The sequence below is a fragment of the Adlercreutzia sp. St.1H8 genome, assembly GCF_059728655.1.
Genome location: NZ_AP039376.1, coordinates 1826509 through 1847061 on the forward strand (window position 1 = coordinate 1826509; position 20553 = coordinate 1847061).

General features: G+C 70.0%; 17 protein-coding genes. 2 read left to right on the plus strand and 15 right to left on the minus strand.

Annotated elements, in window-relative coordinates; translation table 11 throughout:
• Nucleotides 1-6: 6 nt before the first annotated feature.
• Entirely contained in the window at nucleotides 7-1212 is a 1206-nt protein-coding gene (locus AC6I0Y_RS07140) for a cysteine desulfurase family protein (protein WP_497730473.1), read from the minus strand.
• Nucleotides 1213-1217: 5 nt separating this feature from the next.
• Nucleotides 1218-1922, minus strand: a complete 705-nt coding sequence (rpe, locus tag AC6I0Y_RS07145) for a ribulose-phosphate 3-epimerase (protein ID WP_497730475.1) — start codon at nucleotides 1920-1922, stop codon at nucleotides 1218-1220.
• Nucleotides 1923-2147: 225 nt separating this feature from the next.
• Here rpe and AC6I0Y_RS07150 point away from each other — a divergent pair, with 225 nt between their 5' ends.
• The gene (locus tag AC6I0Y_RS07150; protein WP_497730477.1) at nucleotides 2148-2630 is read left to right on the plus strand and encodes a methylated-DNA--[protein]-cysteine S-methyltransferase; all 483 of its coding nucleotides are present in this window, start codon (nucleotides 2148-2150) and stop codon (nucleotides 2628-2630) included.
• A 1019-nt stretch (nucleotides 2631-3649) separates the two neighbouring features.
• Here the strand turns inward: AC6I0Y_RS07150 and AC6I0Y_RS07155 are convergent.
• From AC6I0Y_RS07155 to AC6I0Y_RS07185, 7 genes are all read right to left on the minus strand, one after another.
• Nucleotides 3650-4654, minus strand: a complete 1005-nt coding sequence (locus AC6I0Y_RS07155) for an NAD(P)H-dependent glycerol-3-phosphate dehydrogenase (protein ID WP_497730479.1) — start codon at nucleotides 4652-4654, stop codon at nucleotides 3650-3652.
• Nucleotides 4655-4761: 107 nt separating this feature from the next.
• Entirely contained in the window at nucleotides 4762-5526 is a 765-nt protein-coding gene (locus tag AC6I0Y_RS07160; protein WP_497730482.1) for a glycerol-3-phosphate acyltransferase, read from the minus strand.
• Nucleotides 5527-5568: 42 nt separating this feature from the next.
• Nucleotides 5569-6882 (minus strand): ribosome biogenesis GTPase Der, encoded by a 1314-nt coding sequence (der, locus tag AC6I0Y_RS07165; RefSeq protein ID WP_497730485.1) that lies wholly within the window; start codon nucleotides 6880-6882, stop codon nucleotides 5569-5571.
• Between the two features lie 42 nt (nucleotides 6883-6924).
• Nucleotides 6925-8682: a DUF512 domain-containing protein gene (locus AC6I0Y_RS07170; RefSeq protein ID WP_497730488.1), complete on the minus strand. Its 1758-nt coding sequence runs from the start codon at nucleotides 8680-8682 to the stop codon at nucleotides 6925-6927.
• A gap of 370 nt (nucleotides 8683-9052) precedes the next feature.
• A complete protein-coding gene (gene nrfD, locus AC6I0Y_RS07175) occupies nucleotides 9053-10309 on the minus strand; it encodes an NrfD/PsrC family molybdoenzyme membrane anchor subunit (protein ID WP_497730490.1) in 1257 nt (418 codons plus the stop codon).
• Between the two features lie 14 nt (nucleotides 10310-10323).
• Nucleotides 10324-10950, minus strand: a complete 627-nt coding sequence (locus AC6I0Y_RS07180) for a 4Fe-4S dicluster domain-containing protein (protein WP_497730493.1) — start codon at nucleotides 10948-10950, stop codon at nucleotides 10324-10326.
• Entirely contained in the window at nucleotides 10950-13442 is a 2493-nt protein-coding gene (locus tag AC6I0Y_RS07185) for a molybdopterin-containing oxidoreductase family protein (protein ID WP_497730496.1), read from the minus strand. Before AC6I0Y_RS07185 ends, AC6I0Y_RS07180 begins: the two co-directional genes overlap by 1 nt.
• A gap of 199 nt (nucleotides 13443-13641) precedes the next feature.
• Here AC6I0Y_RS07185 and AC6I0Y_RS07190 point away from each other — a divergent pair, with 199 nt between their 5' ends.
• Nucleotides 13642-14286, plus strand: coding sequence for a TetR/AcrR family transcriptional regulator (locus tag AC6I0Y_RS07190; RefSeq protein ID WP_497730498.1), 645 nt, complete (start codon nucleotides 13642-13644; stop codon nucleotides 14284-14286).
• Here the strand turns inward: AC6I0Y_RS07190 and AC6I0Y_RS07195 are convergent.
• From AC6I0Y_RS07195 to AC6I0Y_RS07220, 6 genes are all read right to left on the minus strand, one after another.
• Nucleotides 14175-14828 (minus strand): GNAT family N-acetyltransferase, encoded by a 654-nt coding sequence (locus AC6I0Y_RS07195; RefSeq protein WP_497730501.1) that lies wholly within the window; start codon nucleotides 14826-14828, stop codon nucleotides 14175-14177. The two genes, AC6I0Y_RS07190 and AC6I0Y_RS07195, sit on opposite strands and share 112 nt — an antisense overlap.
• 138 nt (nucleotides 14829-14966) lie before the next feature.
• On the minus strand, nucleotides 14967-15983 hold the full coding sequence (ispH, locus tag AC6I0Y_RS07200; RefSeq protein WP_497730504.1) for a 4-hydroxy-3-methylbut-2-enyl diphosphate reductase: 1017 nt from the start codon (nucleotides 15981-15983) through the stop codon (nucleotides 14967-14969).
• A 378-nt stretch (nucleotides 15984-16361) separates the two neighbouring features.
• The gene (locus tag AC6I0Y_RS07205; protein WP_497730507.1) at nucleotides 16362-17297 is read right to left on the minus strand and encodes a lysophospholipid acyltransferase family protein; all 936 of its coding nucleotides are present in this window, start codon (nucleotides 17295-17297) and stop codon (nucleotides 16362-16364) included.
• Between the two features lie 27 nt (nucleotides 17298-17324).
• Nucleotides 17325-17999, minus strand: a complete 675-nt coding sequence (cmk, locus tag AC6I0Y_RS07210; RefSeq protein ID WP_497730510.1) for a (d)CMP kinase — start codon at nucleotides 17997-17999, stop codon at nucleotides 17325-17327.
• Nucleotides 18000-19355, minus strand: coding sequence for a 3-phosphoshikimate 1-carboxyvinyltransferase (gene aroA / locus AC6I0Y_RS07215; protein ID WP_497730513.1), 1356 nt, complete (start codon nucleotides 19353-19355; stop codon nucleotides 18000-18002).
• Nucleotides 19345-20541, minus strand: coding sequence for a prephenate dehydrogenase/arogenate dehydrogenase family protein (locus AC6I0Y_RS07220; protein ID WP_370520331.1), 1197 nt, complete (start codon nucleotides 20539-20541; stop codon nucleotides 19345-19347). The genes aroA and AC6I0Y_RS07220 overlap by 11 nt, the downstream gene beginning before the upstream one ends.
• Nucleotides 20542-20553: the final 12 nt, after the last annotated feature.

The following is a 20553-nucleotide window of genomic DNA, read 5'->3' on the forward strand; positions in this document are numbered from 1 at the left end:
GCGCCGCTACCAGTCGAGCGCCTTCTCCATGGCGGCCAGCAGGCCCTCCACGTCGGCTTCCGTGGTGTAGCGGCCCATCGACACGCGCAAGGCGCCCTGGGCCTTGTCGGCAGGCACGCCCATGGCGCGCAGCACGTGGCTGGGCTCAAGCGAGTGCGACGAGCAGGCCGAGCCGCCCGACACGCCGAAGCCGAGCAGGTCAAGGCGCAGGATGAGCGTCTGGCTCTCGTAGCCGTTCACGAGCACGTGCGCGATGTTGGGCAGGAAGTCGCGGCTTCCCGGCTCCACGTCCACCGTGGCCTCGACGGGCCCGAACGCGGCAAGGCCCGCGTAGAGCCGGTCACGCAGGGCGCCGAGGCGCACGACCTCGTCCTCGACTGCCGCCTGGGCGGCCTGGGCGGCCGCCGCGAAGCCCACGGCGCCAGCCACGTTCTGCGTGCCGCTGCGCAGGCCCGCCTCCTGGCCGCCGCCGAGGAGGAGCGGCTCGAAGGGGGTGCGGGCGCGCAGATAGAGGGCGCCGACGCCCTTGGGGCCGCCGATCTTGTGGGCGGAGAACGAGGCGGCGTCCACGTCGAGCTCGGCCAGGTCGAGCGGCATCTTCCCGAGCGCCTGGACGGCGTCGGTATGGAAGAGCGCCCCGGCCTCGTGGGCACAGGCGGCCAGCTGGCAGATGGGCTGGATGCTGCCCACCTCGGAGTTGGCGGCCTGGACGGAGACGAGCACGGTGTGGGGCGTGAGGGCCTGCTCGAGCGCGCGCACCTCGATGAAGCCCGCAGCGTCCGGGCGCAGGCGCGTCACCGAGAACCCGAGGGCCTCCAGGCGCTTGGCCGGGGCGAGCACGGCGTCGTGCTCGATGGCCGAGACGATGACATGGGGCGTGACGTCGCCCTTCCCGGCACGCCGATAGAGCTCGCGCGCCGCGAGCGCCATGCCGAGCAGCGCCGCGTTGTCGGCCTCGGTGGCGCCCGCGGTGAGGATGACCTCGGACGGGCGGCGCGCGCCGAGGGCGCCGGCGAGCGCCTTACGCGCCTCCTCGAGTGCGGCGAAGGCGGCACGCCCGGGGCCGTGCAGCGAGTTGGCGTTAGCGCCGAGCGGCAGGTTCGCAAGGCCCGGCACCTGGTAAGGCGCCAGGGCGGCGGCCGCCTCCTCGCAGAGCGGCGCGGTGGCGGCGTAGTCGAGGTAGGCGTAGGAGCTCATCGCGTCCGCAGTCATTCCGCTCACTCCCCCGCCGCCGCGAGCGCGTCTCGGCGGGCGGCGTCGGCAGCCTCGGCCACGGCACGTAGGGCCGCGCTCGGATCCTCGGCGGCGAACACCGCGTTGCCGCAGACGAGCACGTCGGCGCCGGCAGCAGCCACGAGCGACGCCGTCTCCACGCCGATACCGCCGTCCACCTGGATGAGCGGCGCGCACCCGAGCGCGCGGGCGGCGGCGACCACCTGGGCCACCTTCCCCTCGCTGCCGCGGATATAGCTCTGGCCCGAGAAGCCGGGCTCCACGCTCATGATGAGCACCATGTCCAGGTCGGCGAGAACCGGCAGCAGCACCTCGACGGGCGTGCCCGGCTTGACGGACGCGGCGGCCCGGCAGCCGGACTGGCGGATGAGCGCGACGGCGCGGACGAGCTCGTCCACCCCGAGCGCCTCGGCATGCACGGTGATGGAATCGGCCCCGGCATCCACGAACCAGGGGATCTGCTCGAGCGGGTTGGCGATCATGAGGTGCACGTCCATCGGCAGGTCGGTGGCCTTCGACAGCTGCTTGAGCAGCGGCACGCCCATGGTGAGGTTGGGCACGAAGTGGCCGTCCATGACGTCCACGTGCACCATGCCGGCGCCGGCCCGCTCGATGACGGCGATGTCCGCGCGCAGGTCCATGAAGTTGGCCGACAGAATGGACGGCGCTATCTTGACGGGTTGGAACATGGGGGCTCCTCGGGGTCTGGCGGCGCGGCCGGGCCGGCTGCGCCTGGGTCAGCACGCCCCATTCTAGCGCAACGCCGCCGGAGCCGGAGGCCCCGTTGCCGCCCCGATGCGCGGAAGGCCGCGGCGGCTGCGCGTCGCGCGGGCCGAGCCGGCTGCAGGAGAGCCCGCGCGGCCCGCGCGACGTGGCGCTATAATGGCGTCACGCGCCGACCAGGAAGGAGCCCTGTGGCCGCCTCCGCGCAGACCCACTACCTCTACCGCACCCCCTACGGGCCCATCGCCATCGGCGCCACGCGGCGTGCCGTCACCGCCGTCGCGCTTGGCGAGGTCGCGCTTCCCGGCGAGAGCCGCCCCACCGACCTCACCAACCGCTGTGCCACCGAGCTCATGGAGTACCTGGCCGGCAAGCGCCGTGCCTTCTCCGTGCCCGTCGCCCCCGAGGGCACCGACTTCCAGAAGCGCGTGTGGAAGGCGCTCCGGGCCATCCCCTACGGCCAGACCCGCACCACCGCCGACATTGCCGCCGCCATCGGCGCGCCCGGCTCCTACCGCATGGTAGGCGCCGCCGTGCGCGCGAACCCCGCCGCCGTGGTGATCCCCTGCCATCGCGTAGTGGGCGCCAACGGGCGCACCCCCGGCGCCGGCCGCGACGCCCGCCTGCGCGAGGCCTGCCTCAAGCTCGAGCGCCGCGCGCTCGCCGCCGAGTAGCCGCGCACGGCGGCAGAAGGCCGTCCCGCCGTGCGGCCGGCGTGCGTCCGGGCAGGCGGCAGGTCGTGTGCGGCAGGTCGCGGGCGCCCCCCGTCGCACGCCCCCAGCAGCGATCCGCGCGAACCGGCCGCGCGGCCGCAATCGCCTCGCGCCGCACGACCCGGCCGCCTGCTCCGCCAGCTGCCATTCCCGCTCATGCCGCCGCAATCGCCTCGGGTCACACGATCCAACCCGCCCGCCAGCCGCACCGCCGCCCCCAACCGCCCGCCGCGCGTTCGCCGCCCCCCCAGGCGCACCGCCGCGCGCTCGTCGCCACCCCACCAGGCACACCGCCGCGCGCACCCAACCTCGCCCCTTCTGTCCACCCGCCAGCTAGCGGGCAGCAAAACGCGCTTTTTCTGGCAAGCGATGACGGGTTTGCAACGTCTTTTCCGCCATCAAGAGCTCCTGAGCCAGGGTGGAGGAATCGCGACCTGGGGTTTTCCAGGGGCGCGCCGGCACAGACCGCGGCCTTCGCGGCGCCCACGGGGCGCAAAAGGTTGCAAACCCGTCATCACTTGCCAGAAAACCGGCCCGATCCTGCCCAGGAACCCTGCGGACTACGATCTTCATGGCAGTCCGCCAGCCCGACCCGAAAAAAGAGCCACCCCGGATGGGGGGTCCGGGGTGGCTTCCAATACGCACGGAGGAGAAGGGGGAACGTGCGCATGCATGAGGTTCGCTGCGAGATTGAGAGAGAGGAGGGTTCACGCAGGAGACGAGGCAGCGATCCTCTTGGGTTGTCAACGTCAGCGAGGAGCTTGCGGGGCCTTCGCGGCCCCCTCCTTCCTGGCTGACGCCAGCATAGAGCGTGAAGAACGCCCTCGCACGGGGCGCAGGGCGTTCTTCACGTTCGCGTATGGCTTTCGTTGCTGGCGCGAAACCTGGCGCGAGCACCGCAGGCGGAGCCCCAGCGGCCGAGCGCACCTCCGGGGCCAAGCCCCCGCCCCCCCGGGGGGGCGAGCCGCCGGCACCGCGGGTTAAAGGCCGTAGAACTCCGTGGTCAGCGGCCGGTCGAAGAGCAGCTGGGCGGCCTTGCGGGCATCAGCCCCCTCCCACACCACCGCGCGGACGGTGTCGGTGATGGGCAGGTCCACGCCATGCTCGCGCGCGAGCACGGCAAGCGTCTTGCAGGCCGCCGCGCCCTCCACCACCATGTGGTTGTCCGCCTCGAACTCGGCGAGCGTGCGGCCGCGAGCCACGTACTCCTCGCCGAAGCGGCGGTTGCGCGAGTGGCGCGACATGCAGGTGACCACCATGTCGCCCGCGCCGGCGAGTCCCATGCAGGTGAGCGCCTCTCCCCCGCAGGCCACCACCATGCGGCTCATCTCCGCCAGGCCGCGCGTGATGAGCAGCGCCGCCGTGTTGTCGCCGTAGCCCAGCCCGTAGCTGATGCCCACGGCGATGGCGATGACGTTCTTGAACGCCGCGCAGAGCTCCACGCCCACCGGGTCGGCCGACGTGTAGGCGCGAAAGGTGTCGTTGGCCAGAAGGTCGCGGAAGAACAGCGCCGTCTCCTCTGACGAACACGCCACCACCGAGGCCGAAGGCTGGCCCTTGATGACCTCCTCGGCGTGGTTGGGGCCCGAGAGCACGGCGATGCGGTCGCGGTTGCCGAGCTCTTGCTCCATGACGTCCACCGGCAGAAGCCCCGTCTCGGGCTCGGCGCCCTTCGAGCAGATGAGGACGGGCATCTCGGCGTCGATGACATCGGCGAGCGCCTGGGCCACGCCGCGCAGGAGCGAGGAGGGGGTGACCACGAGCACGCCGCGGGCGCGCAGGAGCGTGTCGCGGTAGGAGGTGGTGGCCACGACGGCCGGCGAGAGCTCGGCGTCTGTGAGGTAGCGGGGGTTGCGGTGGTCGGCGTTGATGGCCTTGACCACCTCGGGCTTGCGCGCCCACAACCCCACGTTGTTACCGTTGCCGGCCAGCACCTGCGCGAGCGCCGTGCCCCACGACCCGGCCCCGATGACGGCTATCTTCATGACGCATGCCTCCTCGCTTGCCTGTCTCGCGGAAAGGGCGCCGGCCGCCTGAGCGGCTCTCGCCCGGGCGGGCGCCCCCCGCTTCGCCTTCCTCCGATGCGGCGGCGCTACCCTTGCGCGCTCTCGCCTTCCCTCGCCGCCTTCTTCTTGTCGCCGATGCGGCGCTCGGTGCCGTGGCGCAGGCGGTCGATGTTGCCGCGGTGCGCCCACACCACCACGAGCGCCACCGCCGTGATGACGCCCCAGCACAGCCAATCGCCCCAGTAATAGTAGAGGGCAAGCAGCGGGCACGCCAGCGCCGCGGCCACCGAGCCCGCCGAGACGTAGCGCGTCGTTAGCACGATCACGGCGAAGAGGGCGATCTCCAGCAGCGCCCCCACCGGGCCGAACACGAAGAACAGCGCGCCCACGGCCACGGCGATGCCCTTGCCGCCGTGCCAGCCGAGCCATGGGCTGAAGATGTGCCCGAGCGTGCAGCCGGCAAAGGCGACGGCCAGCGACGCGCACCGGGCGACGTGCGCCGCCGAGCCCAGGGCGTCCGCCTTGTCGAAGCCCGTCGCGCACAGGAGCGGCACGATCAGCGGATCGCCCGCATCGATGCCGGTCAGGCCGCGCGAGCCCAGCAGAAAGCAGGCGCACACGGTAGCCAGAAGCCCCGAGACGAGGCCCTTCCCGAAGTCGAGCACGAACACCGCGGCTCCCCCGGCCTTGCCGAGCGAGCGCATGGCGTTGGTGGTGCCGATGTTGCCCGAGCCCTCCTCGCGGAGGTCTTTGTGGTACACGAGCCGCGAGATGACCACGCCCCAAGGCACCGAGCCCAAAAGGAACGTGACGACGAACAGGATCAGAAGCAGTGCGAGAGCGGAGAGCATGGGGCGCGGGCCTTCCCTTTCTTGCCAGCCGTGCGGGCGCGGCTAGTCCTTCTTCTTGAACTTGAGGCGGATGGGCGTGCCCGTCAGGTCGAACGCCTCGCGCAGGCGGTTCTCCAGGTAGCGTTCGTAGTTGTCGTCCACGATGTCCGGGCGGTTGCAGAAGAACGTGAACTGCGGCGGGCACGTGGACGTCTGCGTGACGTACTTCATGCGCAGGATGGCCTTGCCCTTCGAGATGGTGTGGCCGGATTCGCGGATGCCGGAGAGGAAGCTGTTGAGCTGGGCGGTGGGGATGGTCTTCGCGTAGTTGGCGTAGGCCTCGTCGATGAGCGACCAGATGCGGTCCACCTTCTTGCCGGTGAGCGCGCAGATGGCCACCACCGGCGCGTAGCCCACGAAGGTCATGCGATCCTCGATGCGCTCGCGGATGTCAGCCTTGGCCTCCGGGCCCTCCACGAGGTCCCACTTGTTGAGGACGATGACCATGGCGCAGCCGCGCTCGGCGGCGTAGCCCGCCACGCGCTGGTCCTCGTTGGTGAGCCCGATGGAGGCGTCAACCACCAAAAGCGCCACGTCAGCGCGGTCGATGGCGCGCATGGCGCGGACGAAGCCGTAGTACTCCACGTCCTGGTCGATCTGGCTCTTGCGGCGCAAGCCCGCCGTGTCGACGATGCGGTAGAGCTCGCCATCGTGCTCCACCATCGTGTCGATGGCGTCGCGGGTGGTGCCCGCCACATCCGACACGATGGAGCGCTCGTTGTTCGTGAGCTTGTTGGTGAGCGAGGACTTGCCCGCGTTGGGGCGCCCGATGAGGGCCACGTTGATCGCCGGCACCTCCTCGTGCGGCTCGAGGTCGAGCTTGCGCAGCTCGGCCACCACCTCGTCGAGGATGTCGCCCGTGCCGTGGCCGTGCATGGCGCTCACCGGCCACGGGTCGCCGAGCCCGAGCTGGTAGAACTCCCACAGCCCGTCCTCGCGCGCAGGGTTGTCCATCTTGTTCACCGCGAGGAAGATGGGTTTGGAGGAGCGCCGCAGGATGCGCGCCACCTCCTCATCGTCGGCGTTGATGCCGGTGCGCCCGTCCACGAGAAAGATGATGACGTCAGCCTCGCGCGTGGCCTCGAAGGCCTGGGCCGTGATGGAGCCTTGGAAGGCGTCGTCGCCGCCCATCTCGATGCCGCCGGTGTCGATGAGGGTGAAGTCCACTCCGTTCCAGTCGGCGGTGTGGTAGGAGCGGTCGCGGGTGACGCCGCGCATCTCATGGACGATGGCCTCGTCCACCTGGGCGATGCGGTTCACGAGCGTGGACTTGCCCACGTTGGGGCGGCCCACGACGGCGACGATAGGCAGTGCCATGGCATGTTCCTCACGTTCAGAGCGCTCGCAGGCGGCGAGCCGTCAGACGGCAGGCTCAGCGAGGAGCGCGATGATCTCGGCCAGGTATTCCTGGGGGTTACAGGATACCACGGCGATGGGCGCGCCCGCGGCCTTCTCCACAGACGGCACGGTCATGTCATCGAGGGTGACGCCGGCGTCGTTGAGGATGACGCGCGGGATGACGTAGAGCGGGGCCGGGGCGGCCGAGCCCGCGGGGGCGGGGGCGGCCGCCGGGGCCGGAGCGCCACCGAGGCGGGCAGCCTCCTCGGCGCGGACGGCAGCGGCGATGTCGCGGCCGGCGAGGAGACCCGTGACGTTGACGTTGCCGCCGTAGTGGCGGTTGGCCACCGTAAGGGGCACGAGGCGGGAGGCCAAGGAGCCGGCCGCCAGCAGCTCGTCGAGCCAGGGCTGCATGGCCTCCCCCACCACGTAGCGCACCGGGCGCCCAGCCGCGTCGATGGCGCGGGCCGCGGCGTCCGCCAAGCCGCGTGCCTCGGCCGCCGCCAGGTCGTCAAGGAACGAGCGGATGATGCCGATGCCGTCCTCGAACAGGTCGAAGTCGCCGTAGAAGGCAGCGGGCGGCACGTGCGCGGGCGTGGCGGCCAGGAACGCGTTGCGGTAGAACTCGTCGGCGGCGAAGACCCACGGCTCGCCGCGCTCGGCCAACGCGCGGCGCTGGAGAGGCTCGATGGTCTCGAGCACGGCGCGGGCGGCGTCCGGCGCGTCGAAGCTGCGCTCGAGGCGCTCCTGATGGCGCGTGTAGCCGAGCGGCACGATGCCCACGGTGAGGATGCCCGGTCGCGCGTAGGCCCACTCGAGGGTCTCGCGCAGGGCGTCGCCGTCGTTGACGCCGGGCATGAGCACGATCTGGCAGTGCGCCTCGATGCCGGCGGCGAGCAGCCGGTCGAGCGCGTCTATCCCGTGTTGGGCGTGACGGCCGATCATGCGGCGGCGCAGGTCGGGGTCGGACGCATGGAGGCTCACGCGCAGCGGGCTCATGCGCTGCTCGACGATGCGCGCCTCATCGGCGGCCGTGAGGTTGGTGAGCGTGACGAAGGTGCCGGCCAGAAAGCTCAGGCGGAAGTCGTCGTCGCGCAGGCTGAGCGAGGCGCGGCTGCCCTCGGGCAGCTGGCGCATGAAGCAGAAGACGCACGCGTTGCGGCAGAGCTTGACGCGGTCGAACACCACGCCCCGGAACGTGACGCCCCAATCCTGGCCGCACTCGCGCTCGAGCTCGACCTCGCCCGTCTCGCCGTCGAGGTCGACGTAGCCCACGGTGATGACGTCGTCTGAGGCGAGCCAGCGCCAGTCGATGACGTCGCGCAGCGGCTGGCCGTCGACGGAGGTGAGGTAGCAACCGGGCTCCAGGCCCACCTCCCAGGCCGGCGAGCCGTCCTCGACCGCCACGACGAGCGCCGCTGGGCCGGGGAGCGCGGCAGCGGCTCGGTCGGCGGGCGTGGACGCTGCGGGAACCGGGCAAGCCGTCGGGGCGTCCGGTACAGCGGGCGCGACGGCCGCGTCAGCAGGGGTGACGGCTGTCGCGCCGGGGCACGCGGGCGTGGACGCGGGAGCGCGGCCAGCGGTGCCGGCGGAAGCGGCAGCCGCGGGCGCGCAGGTGCTGGGGCGGGCGTCCGGGTCAGCGGACGCGGCGTCGGCGGGAGACGCGGGGGCGACGCCATCGACGCAGGCGGCCAAGGACGCGCCGCCGGATACGACGGCACGAGCCGCGCTGTCCGCACGCGCCTGGCGCTCGATGTCGTCTGTGGGGTAGGTAGCCATGGATGGGATTATAGCGCGGCGACGCGAAAGCCAGCTTTCGCAAAAAAAAATGGCACCAATCGGCAGTTTGGTACGGTTCCCGCAACCAACTTGGGGGCAACCAGGCACGCTCACCCTAAAGCGGCTGTACGCGACCTGGGGTTTTGGCATGGCGAGACCAAGTGATGCCCCGCAGCGCGGACCCGCGACCGTACCAAACTGCCGATTAGTGCCACCGCAGGCTCAAAAAGTGGCAGTAGGGCTGATGCCGGGGTAGAGCGGGCGACGAAAACGGGCCGCAGCGCCGGAAAGGGCGGTCGACTCGCACCCGGCAGTGCCCGACGCCACCGCGGCCCGCCCCCTCCCCGGAAGAAGAGGGGGCCAAGGGCCGCTAGTCCTGCGGGCGCAGGGGCAGGAACTTGACGCCCAGCAGGAAGATCAGCGCGGCGAGGGCGACGACGCCGGCGCACACGCCCCACTCGATGGGGGCCGGCCAGTAGACCATGCCCTGGTAGGCGCCGGCCATGCCGGACTCCCAGCTGGTGGCGGTCATGGGGGTCATGGCCGCGGCATAGTCCAGGTTGGGGACCTGGAAGCCGCCCACGAGCAGCTGCACGCGCTTGCAGAGGATGGCCAGGATGGCGGCGACGCCGGCCGCAGCCAGCAGGGGCGCCGTGCGCAGGGAGGGGACGAAACAGATGACCGCGGCGGCGACGCAGAGCACCACCTCGCCCCAGAAGAAGGGCGCGAGCGGGCCGGACACGAGCATGTCCACCACGGCCAGGCCCTCGCCCCCGGGGAAGCCCTCGGTCAGGAGGTCGCAGCCGAAGAAGTAGAGGTCCACGACGAGGAAGGCGCCCAGCAGCTTGGCGAGGCGCACGAGGTTCTCGCGGGAGAACTCAAGGTAGCCGGCCTTGGAGAGGGCCATGCACACCACCATGACGAGGGCGGTGCCGCACACGAGGGCCGAGCTCACGAACCAGGGCGCGAGGAGCGCCGTGTGCCACATGCCGTGGGCCTGCTGCAGGCCGAAGATCCAGGCGGTCACCGAGTGCACGAGCACGGCGCACACGAGGGCCACCACGCTGATGACGCGCAGGGCCGCGGGGGACAGACGCCCCTCCTCGGCGCGCACCTGGGCCCACAGGTACGCGCACGACAGCACGAGGTAGGCGCCGAGCACGAGGATGTCCCACATGAGGGGGCTCCCCAGGTTGGAGTACGCGAACAGCTCCCACACGCGCAGGGGCTGGCCGAGGTCGACCACCACGAAGCCGATGGCGGCCACGGTGGCGGCGATCGAGCTCATGACGGCCACCTTGGAAATGCCGCCGAAGCCCCTGATGCCGAAGGCCTTGGGCACCGAGCTGATGATGAGGCCGCCGGCCGAGAGGCCCACGAAGAACATGAACATCGTGATGTAGAGGCCCCAGGAGTCCAGGTTGCGCATGGCGGTCTGCACCATGCCGCCGGAGAGCTGCACGCCCCAGAGCACGATGCCGGCGATCACGAGCACGGCAGACACGCCGATGCCCACGTTAAGGCCCTTCCCGCCCCAGGAGGCCGTCCGGGCCCCCGCGGCCTCGCGTGCCTTCGGCGCCGCGGTGAGGTCGTCGTCGAGAACGGCGACGTTACTCGTATCAGTCATAGTCGTCATCCTTTCTAGACCAGGTAGTACACGGACGGCTTGGTTCCCATGTCGGGCAGGAGCTGCTTATGCGAGCGCGACTTGAGCAGGCTCGCCACGTCGCTTTCCGGATCATCCAGATCACCCCACCATCTCGCCTGGTTACGGCAGACGTCGGCGCACATCGGTCGCTCGTTCTTGGCAATACGATGCCAGCACATGGTGCACTTCTCCACGACGTGCTTCTGGTGCTTGGGCACGTCCTCATCACCAGTCGCGAAGTCGAGGAAGTACTTCGGCTCCTCCCAGTTGAACGACCGCACTCCGGTGTAGGGGCAGGCCGACATGCACATGCGGCAGCCGATGCACTTGTCGTAGTCCTGGCGCACGATCCCCGTCTCCGGATCCTTGTAGGTGGCGCCCACGGGGCACACCTTCACGCAGGCAGGGTTCTCGCAGTGCTGGCAGGCCAGCGTGAGGAAGCTCATGGACAGCCCGTCCGGATACTCCCCCGACGGGGTGTACTCCACCTCGCCGCCGTCTGTCAGCGCCCGGCTCCAAAACGTTCCCTCGGGCAGGTTGTTCTCCACCTTGCATGCCATGGTGCAGTAGTTGCACCCGACGCAGCGTCTCGTATCGATGACGAATCCATAGCGGCTCATTACGCCTCATCTCCGTTCCACTTCTCCACCTCGCACAGGATCTCGTAGAAGGCGCTGTTGCCTGTCACGGGATCCATGTCAACGCGCGTCAGATCCTGATGGTGTCCCCGCACGTAGTCGTAGGACTGCCAGCCGTGAGGCAGGATCACCGTATCGGGGCGCAGGCCCCGCGATACCACCGCCCGCAGTACACATTCACCGCGGTCGTTGAAGGCGCGGACGTAATCGCCCTGGGAGATGCCGCGCTGGATCGCAGCGGACTCGCTGATGATGAGCTCAGGCTCGGGACGTAGCTGATCGAGCCACTCGCAAGACGTGATCATCGAATGGGCGAAGTAGTTGTGGTGGTTGCTGATAGCGAAAAGCGGGTACTTCTGGAACAGGGGGTTGTCGACGCTGCACTCGATGCTCGGCTCCCAATAGGGCCGGCGCTCGATGTCCTGGTCGAGCTCCACGCCGTTTTTCTCCTTGGACGGCATGTGCTCCACGTAGAACTTCAGCCTGCTCGAGGCATAGGACGACCCCATCATCTGGTTGACCGCGCCCTCGGAGAACTTGCGGATGAAGCCGTCACGCCGGTAGTCATCGTAGGTAAATCCGTTCTTTCGGTTCGCAGGCGTATCGAGCGCGCGGCGAATGTACTCCTCGTCAGAGTAGGGGTACAGGTCGTCGTAGCCTAGTCCGGCGGCGAGAAGACGGTAGATGTCCATCATGGTCTTGCATTCGCCAGCCGGCTCGACCGCTTTGTCGAGCAGGGCATAGCCGCCGTCGGCATCAAGTGTCTCCCATGAGAGAGCCACGGGAAGCACGAGATCGGCATGGAGAGCCGTGTCGGACAGATAGGGGTCGGCCACCACCAGGAAGTCAAGCTTGTGCATAGCCCGAATGAGCTCTTGTCGGCCGCTCTCGCTGGCAAGGGGGTTCGCGCTCACCACCATAACCCACTTGAGAGGGATATCCTTACCGCCCAAACCGCCCGTGTCCATAATCTCGGGAAGGTACTGCGAGGTGAAGTAGGCGCCGGGCGTCTTTCCCCCCTCTACCTTCATGAGCTCGGTAAGGTCGGAGCCGCCCTGCAGAACGCCCGTCTCGTTGAGCGGGTTAATGTTGTTGAAGGCGCCCGGCGTATCGGCGTTGCCCGTGAGGGCAGCCAGCAGATTCAGGTTTTTGTAGTTGTGGCGTGAGTTGTAATGGTGTCCCACTCCCTGATAGGAACAGATGCCCGCGGGCCTGTTAGTCGCATACGTCTCGGCAACCTCGACGATTTTTTTCTTGGGAAGGTCGCATACCTCAACGGCCTTGTCGACCGTATACTCCCGGATGCCATCAAGAACCAGGTCAAGCGTCGTCTTGACAGGGATGCCGTTCACCTCGAAGCTGCCGTGGATAGCTGGCGAGGCCACTGTCCCTGACGCACCGTAGGTTCCAGCCTCCTCATCCCAGACGACCTCGGGGTCGACGACGGTCGGCTTGCCCGTCGTCTTGCTGATCGGCCCCTCCGTGGGGGCAACCCCCACATCAGACATACGCAGGTAGGATCCGTCCTCCTTCACGAGGAAAGGCGCCACCGTCTTGGCACGCAGGTATTCCTCGTCCTCCAGATGGTTGTCCACGATGTAGTTCGCCATGGCCAGCATCAGAAAGCCGTCCGTGGCAGGCCTGATGGGGAGCCAGAGGTCAGAGCCGGCGGAAGTGGCGTTGAAGTGAGGGTTGATGCTGATGAGCTTCGCACCCGCGGCCTTTGCCTCCATCGCGTACTGCCAGCTGTCGCGACTCGTCTCGGTCAGGTTGTAGGCCCAAAAGATTATGGTCTTCGACTTGAGCATGTCGACCGGAGAGGCGCTCGGCAGCGAGAGATTCACATTCATCCACATCTGGCACAGGTCTGCAGCCGGGCAGATGACCGTACAGCCCGTCTTGCTCACGAAACGCCCCATCCCCAGCTTAGGCGCAGTAGGCGACGCCGAGGGAAAGTACCAACCGACGCCGCCGAGAATGCCCCCACCGCCATAGCTCTGCCAAATGCCGGCGGCTGTCGGGCCGTGGGCGGCGGTTGCCCTTTCGAACTCATCAGCCGCAAGCGCGATGGCCTCGTCCCAGCTGATTCGCTCGAACTCCCCCGATCCGCGCTCCCCCACTCGCTTCAGCGGATAGAGCACGCGACGGGTCGAGTACATTCGCTGCGGGTTCACCTGACCCTTCACGCACCCTGTCTTGTAGTAGGGGTGATCGAAGTCGACCTCGGCAGGCCTCACCTGCACCACCTTGCCCTCGCGAACGGTGGCCCGCAAGCGACACGAGTTCGAGCCGCAGTTACCCCGGCACTTGTTCCAGAACACCTGCTCCTCCACGGGCGTCACGCCATCCTCAGCAGCCAGAGCCGTAAGGGCCGGCACCATGGCCGCAGCCGCAACAGCTCCTGCAGCCGCTCCCGTCGTCTTGAGGAACGACCGTCGCGACAACGCGCCTCGGCTATCCATCGTATCAGCCATCTCTCCTCCTCTTCTCTCGAACACGGGCCACCCCTCGGCCCTTATCCAAGGATGGAGGAGGGCAGACCCTCCGAATAGTTCAGAAAAGAACCCTGCTGCGCAACGCTTCACACTCCTGGCAAATCATGAAATCACCTCCTAGGGACGCGCCTTCTCCCAGTAGGCGATAATAAGAAGAGCGAGGGAAGGGAGGGATGTTATGGGAGGGACGAGCAGCCGCCAGCGGATGGTCGAGGCCATCAGAAAGCTCGCCGCGCTCAAGCCGCTCTCGGCCGTTACGGTCAAGGAGATCGCGGCCGAGAGCGGCGTGTCGGAGCGGACGTTCTACAATCACTTCAGAGACAAGTTCGACCTCATCAGCACCGAGATGGCCGAGGAGGGAGACCGGGTCTTCCAACGAGAGTTAGAGAGCGGGACGTTCTACGGCTATCTGCACGGGATAGCCTTGGCCTACAAGCAGCTCTCTCCCGAGTACATGGCCAACGTCAGTCGGGCGAGCACCAACAACAGCTTCCTGCAACGTGATCTCGACAACCAGGAAGGTGCGGCGCATAGGCACTTGAGGGACATGGCCGGTCAGCGGGAGGACTTCGCCGACCTACGGTTCCAACTGGTCTTCTGGCACACAGCGATGCTGCGAGACCATCGGCGCTGGTACACCGGCGAGCTTGATATGAGTCTCGAGGATATGATCCGGCTCGAAGTCGCGTGCCTGCCCGAGGCGCTCAGGCCCTACTTCGACTTTCCAGCGCTGCGCGGAGGGAGGCTGGCCGGCGACGGCCGGCCCTCTCCCTGCAGCTCCCACTCGTACAGCACGAAGTTGGGCTCGGCGGGGTTGTCGTAGTTGGCGCCATAGGCCAGGCGGTGGGCGCCGCAGCAGGCGAGGCCCAGGCGCTCGTAGGCACGCTGGGCGCCCACGTTGCCCACCAGGGTGTCCAGGCGGATGACGCGGCAGCCGCGAGAGCGCGCCAGATCGGCCGCGACCTCCATGAGCGCGCGCATCAGCCCGCGGCCGCGCAGGTCGGGGCGCACGGCCAGCAGGTGGACGACGGCCACCTCATCGGCAGTCGCCTCGACGCCCCAGGGCACCGCCTCGTAGCCAGGCGCGCACTCCCCGTTCAGGATGAGCGCCCCGGCCAAACGCCTGCCAGGCCCGCCCTCGCGGGCCACGACGAGGCCGCCCTCGACCAGCGCGTCGGCGAGCATGGCGCGCGACGGATGGACGCCGATGACCCAGAGCGGGTCGTTGTCGGTGCCGGCCGCGGCCTCCTGCACCGCGGCGTAGAGCGCCAGCAGCTCGTCGATGAGCGCGCCCGCGTCCGCGGTGTCGAGCGTCGCCGCAGTCGCGACCTCCACGTTGAGGTCGATAGCCGGCCGGTCAGTCATGGGATCCTCCTCGTGTCTCGCCAGAGCCTGCCTCCCAGTGTAGCGGAAGACCGCCACGCGCAAACGGCCCGCCAATAGGCGGGAGCAGGCGGAACGCTACCGGAGCCTCGCTGCCGGCCAGGGCGCGGGGCGACCGGCCTAGAACGCGGCCAGACGGGCCTCGACGGCGGCTATCTGGTCTTCGGGGGTGGAGGCGCCGGCGGTGACGCCGACGCGGGCGCAGCCGGCGAACCAGGCGGGGTCGAGCTCGTCGGCCGACTCCACGTGATGGGTGCGCGGGCAGGCCTGGGCGCAGATCTCGGCCAGGCGCGTGGTGTTGGACGAGTTGCGCCCGCCGATGACCACCATGGCATCCACCTGCCCCGCCAGCTCGGCAGCCGCCTGCTGGCGCTGCCCCGTGGCCGAGCAGATGGTGTTCTTGACGAGCGGGTCGAGTCCGCGCTCGCGCAGGGCCGCCACCACCGCGTCGAGGTTCTCGCGGCGCTGGGTGGTCTGCGCCACCACGCCGATGGGGTCGTAGAGCCCCGCGGGGATGTCGTCAGGGCCGGCCACCACGTCCACCTTGCCGCCGGCCTCGCGCGCCCAGGCGGTGAGGCCCTCCACCTCGGGGTGGCGCGCCTCCCCCAGCACCACCACGCGGCAGCCCTCGCGGGCGAGCTCGGCGGCGGCGCGCTGGGCACGCGACACGTGCGGGCAGGTGGCGTCCACCAAGGCGAAGCCGGCCGCCTCCACGTCGTCGAGCACGTCCGGGGTCACCCCGTGGCTGCGGATGACCACCGAAGCGCGGGCGGGCGCGGCGCCCGGGGCGTCAGGGGCGCCGGCGTCGGCCCACAGCGCCTCGAGGACGCCGGCCGCCATCGCGCCGGTCGTGAGCCCCGCGGGCTCGACGCCGGAGCCGGCGGCCGCACCGCGCACGGGCGTTGCCGCGGCCGCGGGCGCGCCTGCGGCCGCCGCAGCCTCGCGGGCGGTCACCTCCGCCACCGTGTCCACGGCCTCGGCGCCGCGGGCGGCCAGATCGGCCACCACCTGCGGGTTGTGAATGAGCGGGCCGAGCGTGTAGGCGCGGCGGCCGGCCGCCAGCACCTCGTCGGCCATGTCGAGGGCGCGCTGCACCCCGTAGCAGGCGCCGGCCTTGCTCGCACGAACGACTTCCATGGCTCCTCCCCTTCCCGTGGGCAGCTTTCAGCGGCTTTTGCTGCGAGAAAAGCCGGGTTTGCATGATTCTGACGCACCCGGAAGAGCCGAGGGAAGGCTCTGCGGGCGTTTCTCCTGAAAAATACCGCGGTGAACTTGAGGGAGCGCACCCAAGGCGAGCGATCGGGCATGCAAAGCCGACTTTTCTCGCAGAAAAAGCCCGGTTTTCGCGCCCGCCTCGCGCCCGGCCCCGGGGCCCAGCAACGCCACGCCCTCGCAAGCCAAACGCCCCCCCGCGCGCCCGCGCCCAGGGCCACGGCAGCCGCGGCGCCAGCGGCCCGCGGACGCCTCCCGCACCCTCGTCGGATGCGGAGCCCCGCCGCGTCGCCTCGGCGGCGGCTACTCCCCCGTCCGCGTCGCCTCGGCGGCGGCCCGCTCGGCGGCGCCTGCGGCCCCCGCGCCCACGGCCCCATCGCGCTCGGCGACACGCGCCGCCTGCTCGGCGCGGGCGGCGCGGATGCCGGCCACCACGTCGGCGGTCGTGTGGTGCGGCACGGGATGCTCGGCGAACACGGCCGCGTAGTCCTTGGCGCGAGGGAACAGCTCGTCCATCCGCACCTCGGCGGCGGGGATGCGCAGCGACAGCGCGAACACCTCGCGCATGGCGTACCAGGTGCAGCCCTCCAGACGCTCGTCCTTGGGCAGGAAGTCGAAGTCGCCGAGCAGGATGGGGCTGCCGTACTCGATGGTCACCTTGGGAAACCGGAAGAAGCGCCCCTTCTGCTTGATCTTCTCGACGTCGCGCACGGTCATGGGCAGGATGGGCGCGTGGCCCATGCGGGCGACGAAGGCGGCGCCGGCGTGCAGCTCGGGCTCGGTGCCGCTCTTGCCGCGGCGCGTGCCCTCGGGCATGATGCCCACCACCTCGTCGCGCTTGAGCATGGCCGCGGCGCGCTTGATGGCCGTGCGGTCAGCCGAGTCGCGCTTGACGGGGAAGGCGCCCACCCGCGTGAGGATCTGCCCTACCAGGCCGCGGGCGTTGCCGAACAGCGAGTCGCGTCCCATGAAGCGGATCCACTGCGAGGGACGCGCCGACAGGTACATGAACACCACGTCGAGAAACGACGTGTGGTTGCCGATGACCACCACGCCCGTCTCGCCGGCGAAGCCGCGCAGGGCCTCGCGGTTGTCCACCCGGTAGCGGAAGCACACCTTGAACACGGCGCCGAGAAACGCCCAGAGGATGTTGCCCAGCCAGTGGGGCACCTGCTTTTTCTCGGACGTGCCCCCGAGGGGCATGTCCCACATCTGCTCGGATGACAGGAACAGGCTCATGGCGCCCTCCTCCTCGTCGGGCCGGCGCTAGGCGCGCGCGGCGTCGGCCATCGCGCAGATCTCGTCGATGACCTCCTCGATGTAGCGGCCGGTGGAGTCGAGGTGCACGGCGTCGTCGGCGGCGCGCAGGGGCGACGTGGCGCGGCTCGAGTCCAGCTCGTCGCGGCGACGCAGGTCGGCGAGCACCTCGTCGTAGTCGATGGAGCCGATGCCGCGGTCGACGTTCTGGCGCACGCGGCGATGGGCGCGCTCCTCGTCCGACGCGGTGAGGAACACCTTCACCGGCGCCTCGGGGAACACGACGGTGCCGATGTCGCGGCCCTCCACCACGTAGTCGCCGGCCCGGCCGATGCGGCGCTGCTGCTCCACGAGCGCCTCGCGCACCGAGGGCGCGGCCGACACGGGGCTCACGGCACGGTCGATCTCGGCCGTGCGGATGGCGTCGGTCACCTCGGCGTCGCCGACGAACACGCGCTTGGGCACCGGGTCGCCCGCCTCGTGGCCGAAGGCGATGACGCAGGTGCGCGCCACCTCCCCGAGCGTCGCGTCGTCGTCGAGCGCCACGCCGTCAGCCAGCGCCTGCCAGGCGATGGCGCGGTACATCGCGCCCGTGTCCAGGCACGAGAACCCCAGCTTCTTCGCCACCGCCTTGGCCACGGTGGACTTGCCGGCCCCGGAGGGCCCGTCAATCGCGATGATCATCTACTTCGCCAGCCTTTCCATGTCGGTGAGGAAGTTCGGGTAGCTCACGGCCACGCAGCCGAAGTCGCGCACGGTCACGGGCACGCGGCCGGTGAGGCCCACCAGCGCCCAGGTCATGGCCAGGCGGTGGTCGCCGAGCGAGTCGAAGACGAGCCCCTCGGGCACGACGAGGGAGGGGTTGCCCTCGATGCAGAGGTCGTCGCCGGCCGTCCACGCGTCCACGCCGAGGAGCGCCAGGCCGTCGATGATGGCGGCCAGGCGGTCGGTCTCCTTCACGCGCAGCTCGGAGACGTCCTTGAACACCGTGACGCCGCGGGCTCGGGCCGCCACGAGCGAGAGCACCGGGACCTCGTCCACGAGCGAGGCGATATGCTGGGCCGGCACCTCGCAGCCGCGCAGCACGTCGGTGTAGGCCACCGAGATGGCGCCGCGGGGCTCCTTGCCCTCCTGGCCCTCATGGCGCACCGCCACGTCGGCCCCCATGCGCTCGAGCGTGCGCACGAAGCCGATACGCGCCGGCGAGAGGCTCACGTTCTCGACGGTGAGGCGGCTGCCCGGACGCAGGAGCGCGGCGCACACGGGGAAGGCGGCCGAGGACGGGTCGCCGGGAACCACCACGTCGGCGGCGGTCAGGGCTGCCGGGCCGGTCACGCTGGCCAGGCGCGCAGCGGCGGTGGTAGGCACGCCGAACTCCGGGAGCATGAGCTCGGTGTGGTTGCGCGACGGTGCCGGCTCGCGCAGGGTGGTGGTGCCCTCGGCAAACACGCCAGCCAGGAGCACCGCCGTCTTGAGCTGGGCCGATGCCATGGGCGCGTCGTAGTCGATGGCGCGCAGGCGGGCGTTGCCCGTCTCCGTGAGGGGCAGCGTCTCGCGCCCGGCGGGCTCGAAGCGCGCGCCCATCTTCATGAGCGGCGCGGTGATGCGGCGCATGGGGCGACGCTGGAGCGACTCGTCGCCGGTGAGCTCGACGGTGACCGGCCACGGCGCGAGCACGCCCATGAGCAGGCGCGCGGTGGTGCCGGAGTTGCCGCAGTCGATGGGCCCGTCGGGCTGAGCGGGGCCTGCCGCCCCCCAGCCGGTGACGGTGCCCGCCAGGCTGCCGTCGGGCTGAACGTCGAGCTGCGCGTCGGCGCCGAGGGCGCGCACGGCACCGATGGAGGAGCGCACGTCCTGGGAGTCGAGCACGCCCGAGAGGCGCGAGGTACCCTCGGCCATGGCGGCGAAGAGCACGGCGCGGTGCGAGATGGACTTGTCACCCGGCACCCGCGCCTCGCCGTGGAGCGGGGCGGGCAGGGGCTCGATGAGGGTCTGGGGGCCGAAGGCGGGGACCTCGGCAGCGGGGGCGCTAGTCGACATGGGCGTACTCCTTCACCATGATGGGGCTGAACGACACGGAGAACCCGGCTTTGATGAGCTGGAGCGAGAGCGCGCCCACGTCCCCCTCGTCGGTGAGGATGAGGGAGAGCACGGCGTTGCCCTCGGACACGTGGTCGATCTCGATGGACTGGATGTTGCAGCCGACGGAGCTCGCGATGGTGGTGACCTCAGCCACCACGCCGGCGCGGTTGACCATGGGCACGCGCACCTCGAGCAGGTTGTCGGTGGAGGGCACCCAGGCCGCCGGCAGCGCGCGGCGCGCATCGGCCGCCTGGGCGAGCAGGTCGGTGAAGGCGGCGCGGTCGCCCGCCTCGAGCGCGCTGACGAACGAGCCGATGATGCCCTGCATCTCGACGAGCCCGTCGCGCAGGGCCGCTGCGTTGTCGAAGGCGATGCCGCACCAGAGCTTGGGCGAGCCGGCGGCCACGCGGGTGGTGTCCTTGAAGCCGCCCGCGGCCAGGCGCATGAGCGACTGGGTGTCGTCGGCATGGCGGCTGGCCAGCTCCACCAGCGACGAGGCCACCATATGCGGCACGTGGCTCACGATGGCCACGGCGCGGTCGTGCTCCTCACGGCGCAGCGACACCACGCGGGCCTCCATGCCGGTGATGAGCTCGTGGAGGCGCTGGAAGTGCTCGGGCACCGTGTCGGCGTCCGGGCAGAGGATCCAGTTCGTTCCCTTGAACAGGTCGGCGCGGGCACCGTCGATGCCGTTCTGCTCAGATCCGGTCATGGGGTGGCCGGGCACGTAGTTGCGTGGCACGGGCAGGAGCTCCGCCGCGGCGTCGAGCACGTGGGCCTTGGTGGAGATGGTGTCGGTGACGATGCCCTGATAGCCCCAGTCGGCAAGCAGGCGGAAGTAGTCGTCCACGCAGGCCACCGGCGTGGCGATCACCACGAGCTCGCAGCGCTCGCGCACGAAGGCGGCCAGCGCCGGGTCGTCGGGAGCCACGGCGCGCGCGGCCCAGCCGCGCTGCTCGGCCAGCTCGCGGGCGCGCGCGTCCACATCGACGCCCATGACGAAGGCGTCCGGGAAGGCCTCGGTGATGGCGGCGGAAAGCGAGGCGCCGATGAGCCCCAGGCCCACGACGGCGATGGCGTCGAAGGCGGGTCGGCGGGCAGTGTCGGTGTCGGCGGCCTCAGGGGTCGCGGGTGCGTCGGTCACGGTGTCTCTCAT

Bases quoted from the DNA above. Each gene is read 5' to 3' on its own strand.
- AC6I0Y_RS07140 (WP_497730473.1), bottom strand. From the start codon at position 1,212: ATGACTGCGGACGCGATGAGCTCCTACGCCTACCTCGACTACGCCGCC.
- rpe (WP_497730475.1), bottom strand. From the start codon at position 1,922: ATGTTCCAACCCGTCAAGATAGCGCCGTCCATTCTGTCGGCCAACTTC.
- AC6I0Y_RS07155 (WP_497730479.1), bottom strand. From the start codon at position 4,654: ATGAAGATAGCCGTCATCGGGGCCGGGTCGTGGGGCACGGCGCTCGCG.
- AC6I0Y_RS07160 (WP_497730482.1), bottom strand. From the start codon at position 5,526: ATGCTCTCCGCTCTCGCACTGCTTCTGATCCTGTTCGTCGTCACGTTC.
- der (WP_497730485.1), bottom strand. From the start codon at position 6,882: ATGGCACTGCCTATCGTCGCCGTCGTGGGCCGCCCCAACGTGGGCAAG.
- AC6I0Y_RS07170 (WP_497730488.1), bottom strand. From the start codon at position 8,682: ATGGCTACCTACCCCACAGACGACATCGAGCGCCAGGCGCGTGCGGAC.
- nrfD (WP_497730490.1), bottom strand. From the start codon at position 10,309: ATGACTGATACGAGTAACGTCGCCGTTCTCGACGACGACCTCACCGCG.
- AC6I0Y_RS07180 (WP_497730493.1), bottom strand. From the start codon at position 10,950: ATGAGCCGCTATGGATTCGTCATCGATACGAGACGCTGCGTCGGGTGC.
- AC6I0Y_RS07185 (WP_497730496.1), bottom strand. From the start codon at position 13,442: ATGGCTGATACGATGGATAGCCGAGGCGCGTTGTCGCGACGGTCGTTC.
- AC6I0Y_RS07190 (WP_497730498.1), top strand. From the start codon at position 13,642: ATGGGAGGGACGAGCAGCCGCCAGCGGATGGTCGAGGCCATCAGAAAG.
- AC6I0Y_RS07195 (WP_497730501.1), bottom strand. From the start codon at position 14,828: ATGACTGACCGGCCGGCTATCGACCTCAACGTGGAGGTCGCGACTGCG.
- ispH (WP_497730504.1), bottom strand. From the start codon at position 15,983: ATGGAAGTCGTTCGTGCGAGCAAGGCCGGCGCCTGCTACGGGGTGCAG.
- AC6I0Y_RS07205 (WP_497730507.1), bottom strand. From the start codon at position 17,297: ATGAGCCTGTTCCTGTCATCCGAGCAGATGTGGGACATGCCCCTCGGG.
- cmk (WP_497730510.1), bottom strand. From the start codon at position 17,999: ATGATCATCGCGATTGACGGGCCCTCCGGGGCCGGCAAGTCCACCGTG.
- aroA (WP_497730513.1), bottom strand. From the start codon at position 19,355: ATGTCGACTAGCGCCCCCGCTGCCGAGGTCCCCGCCTTCGGCCCCCAG.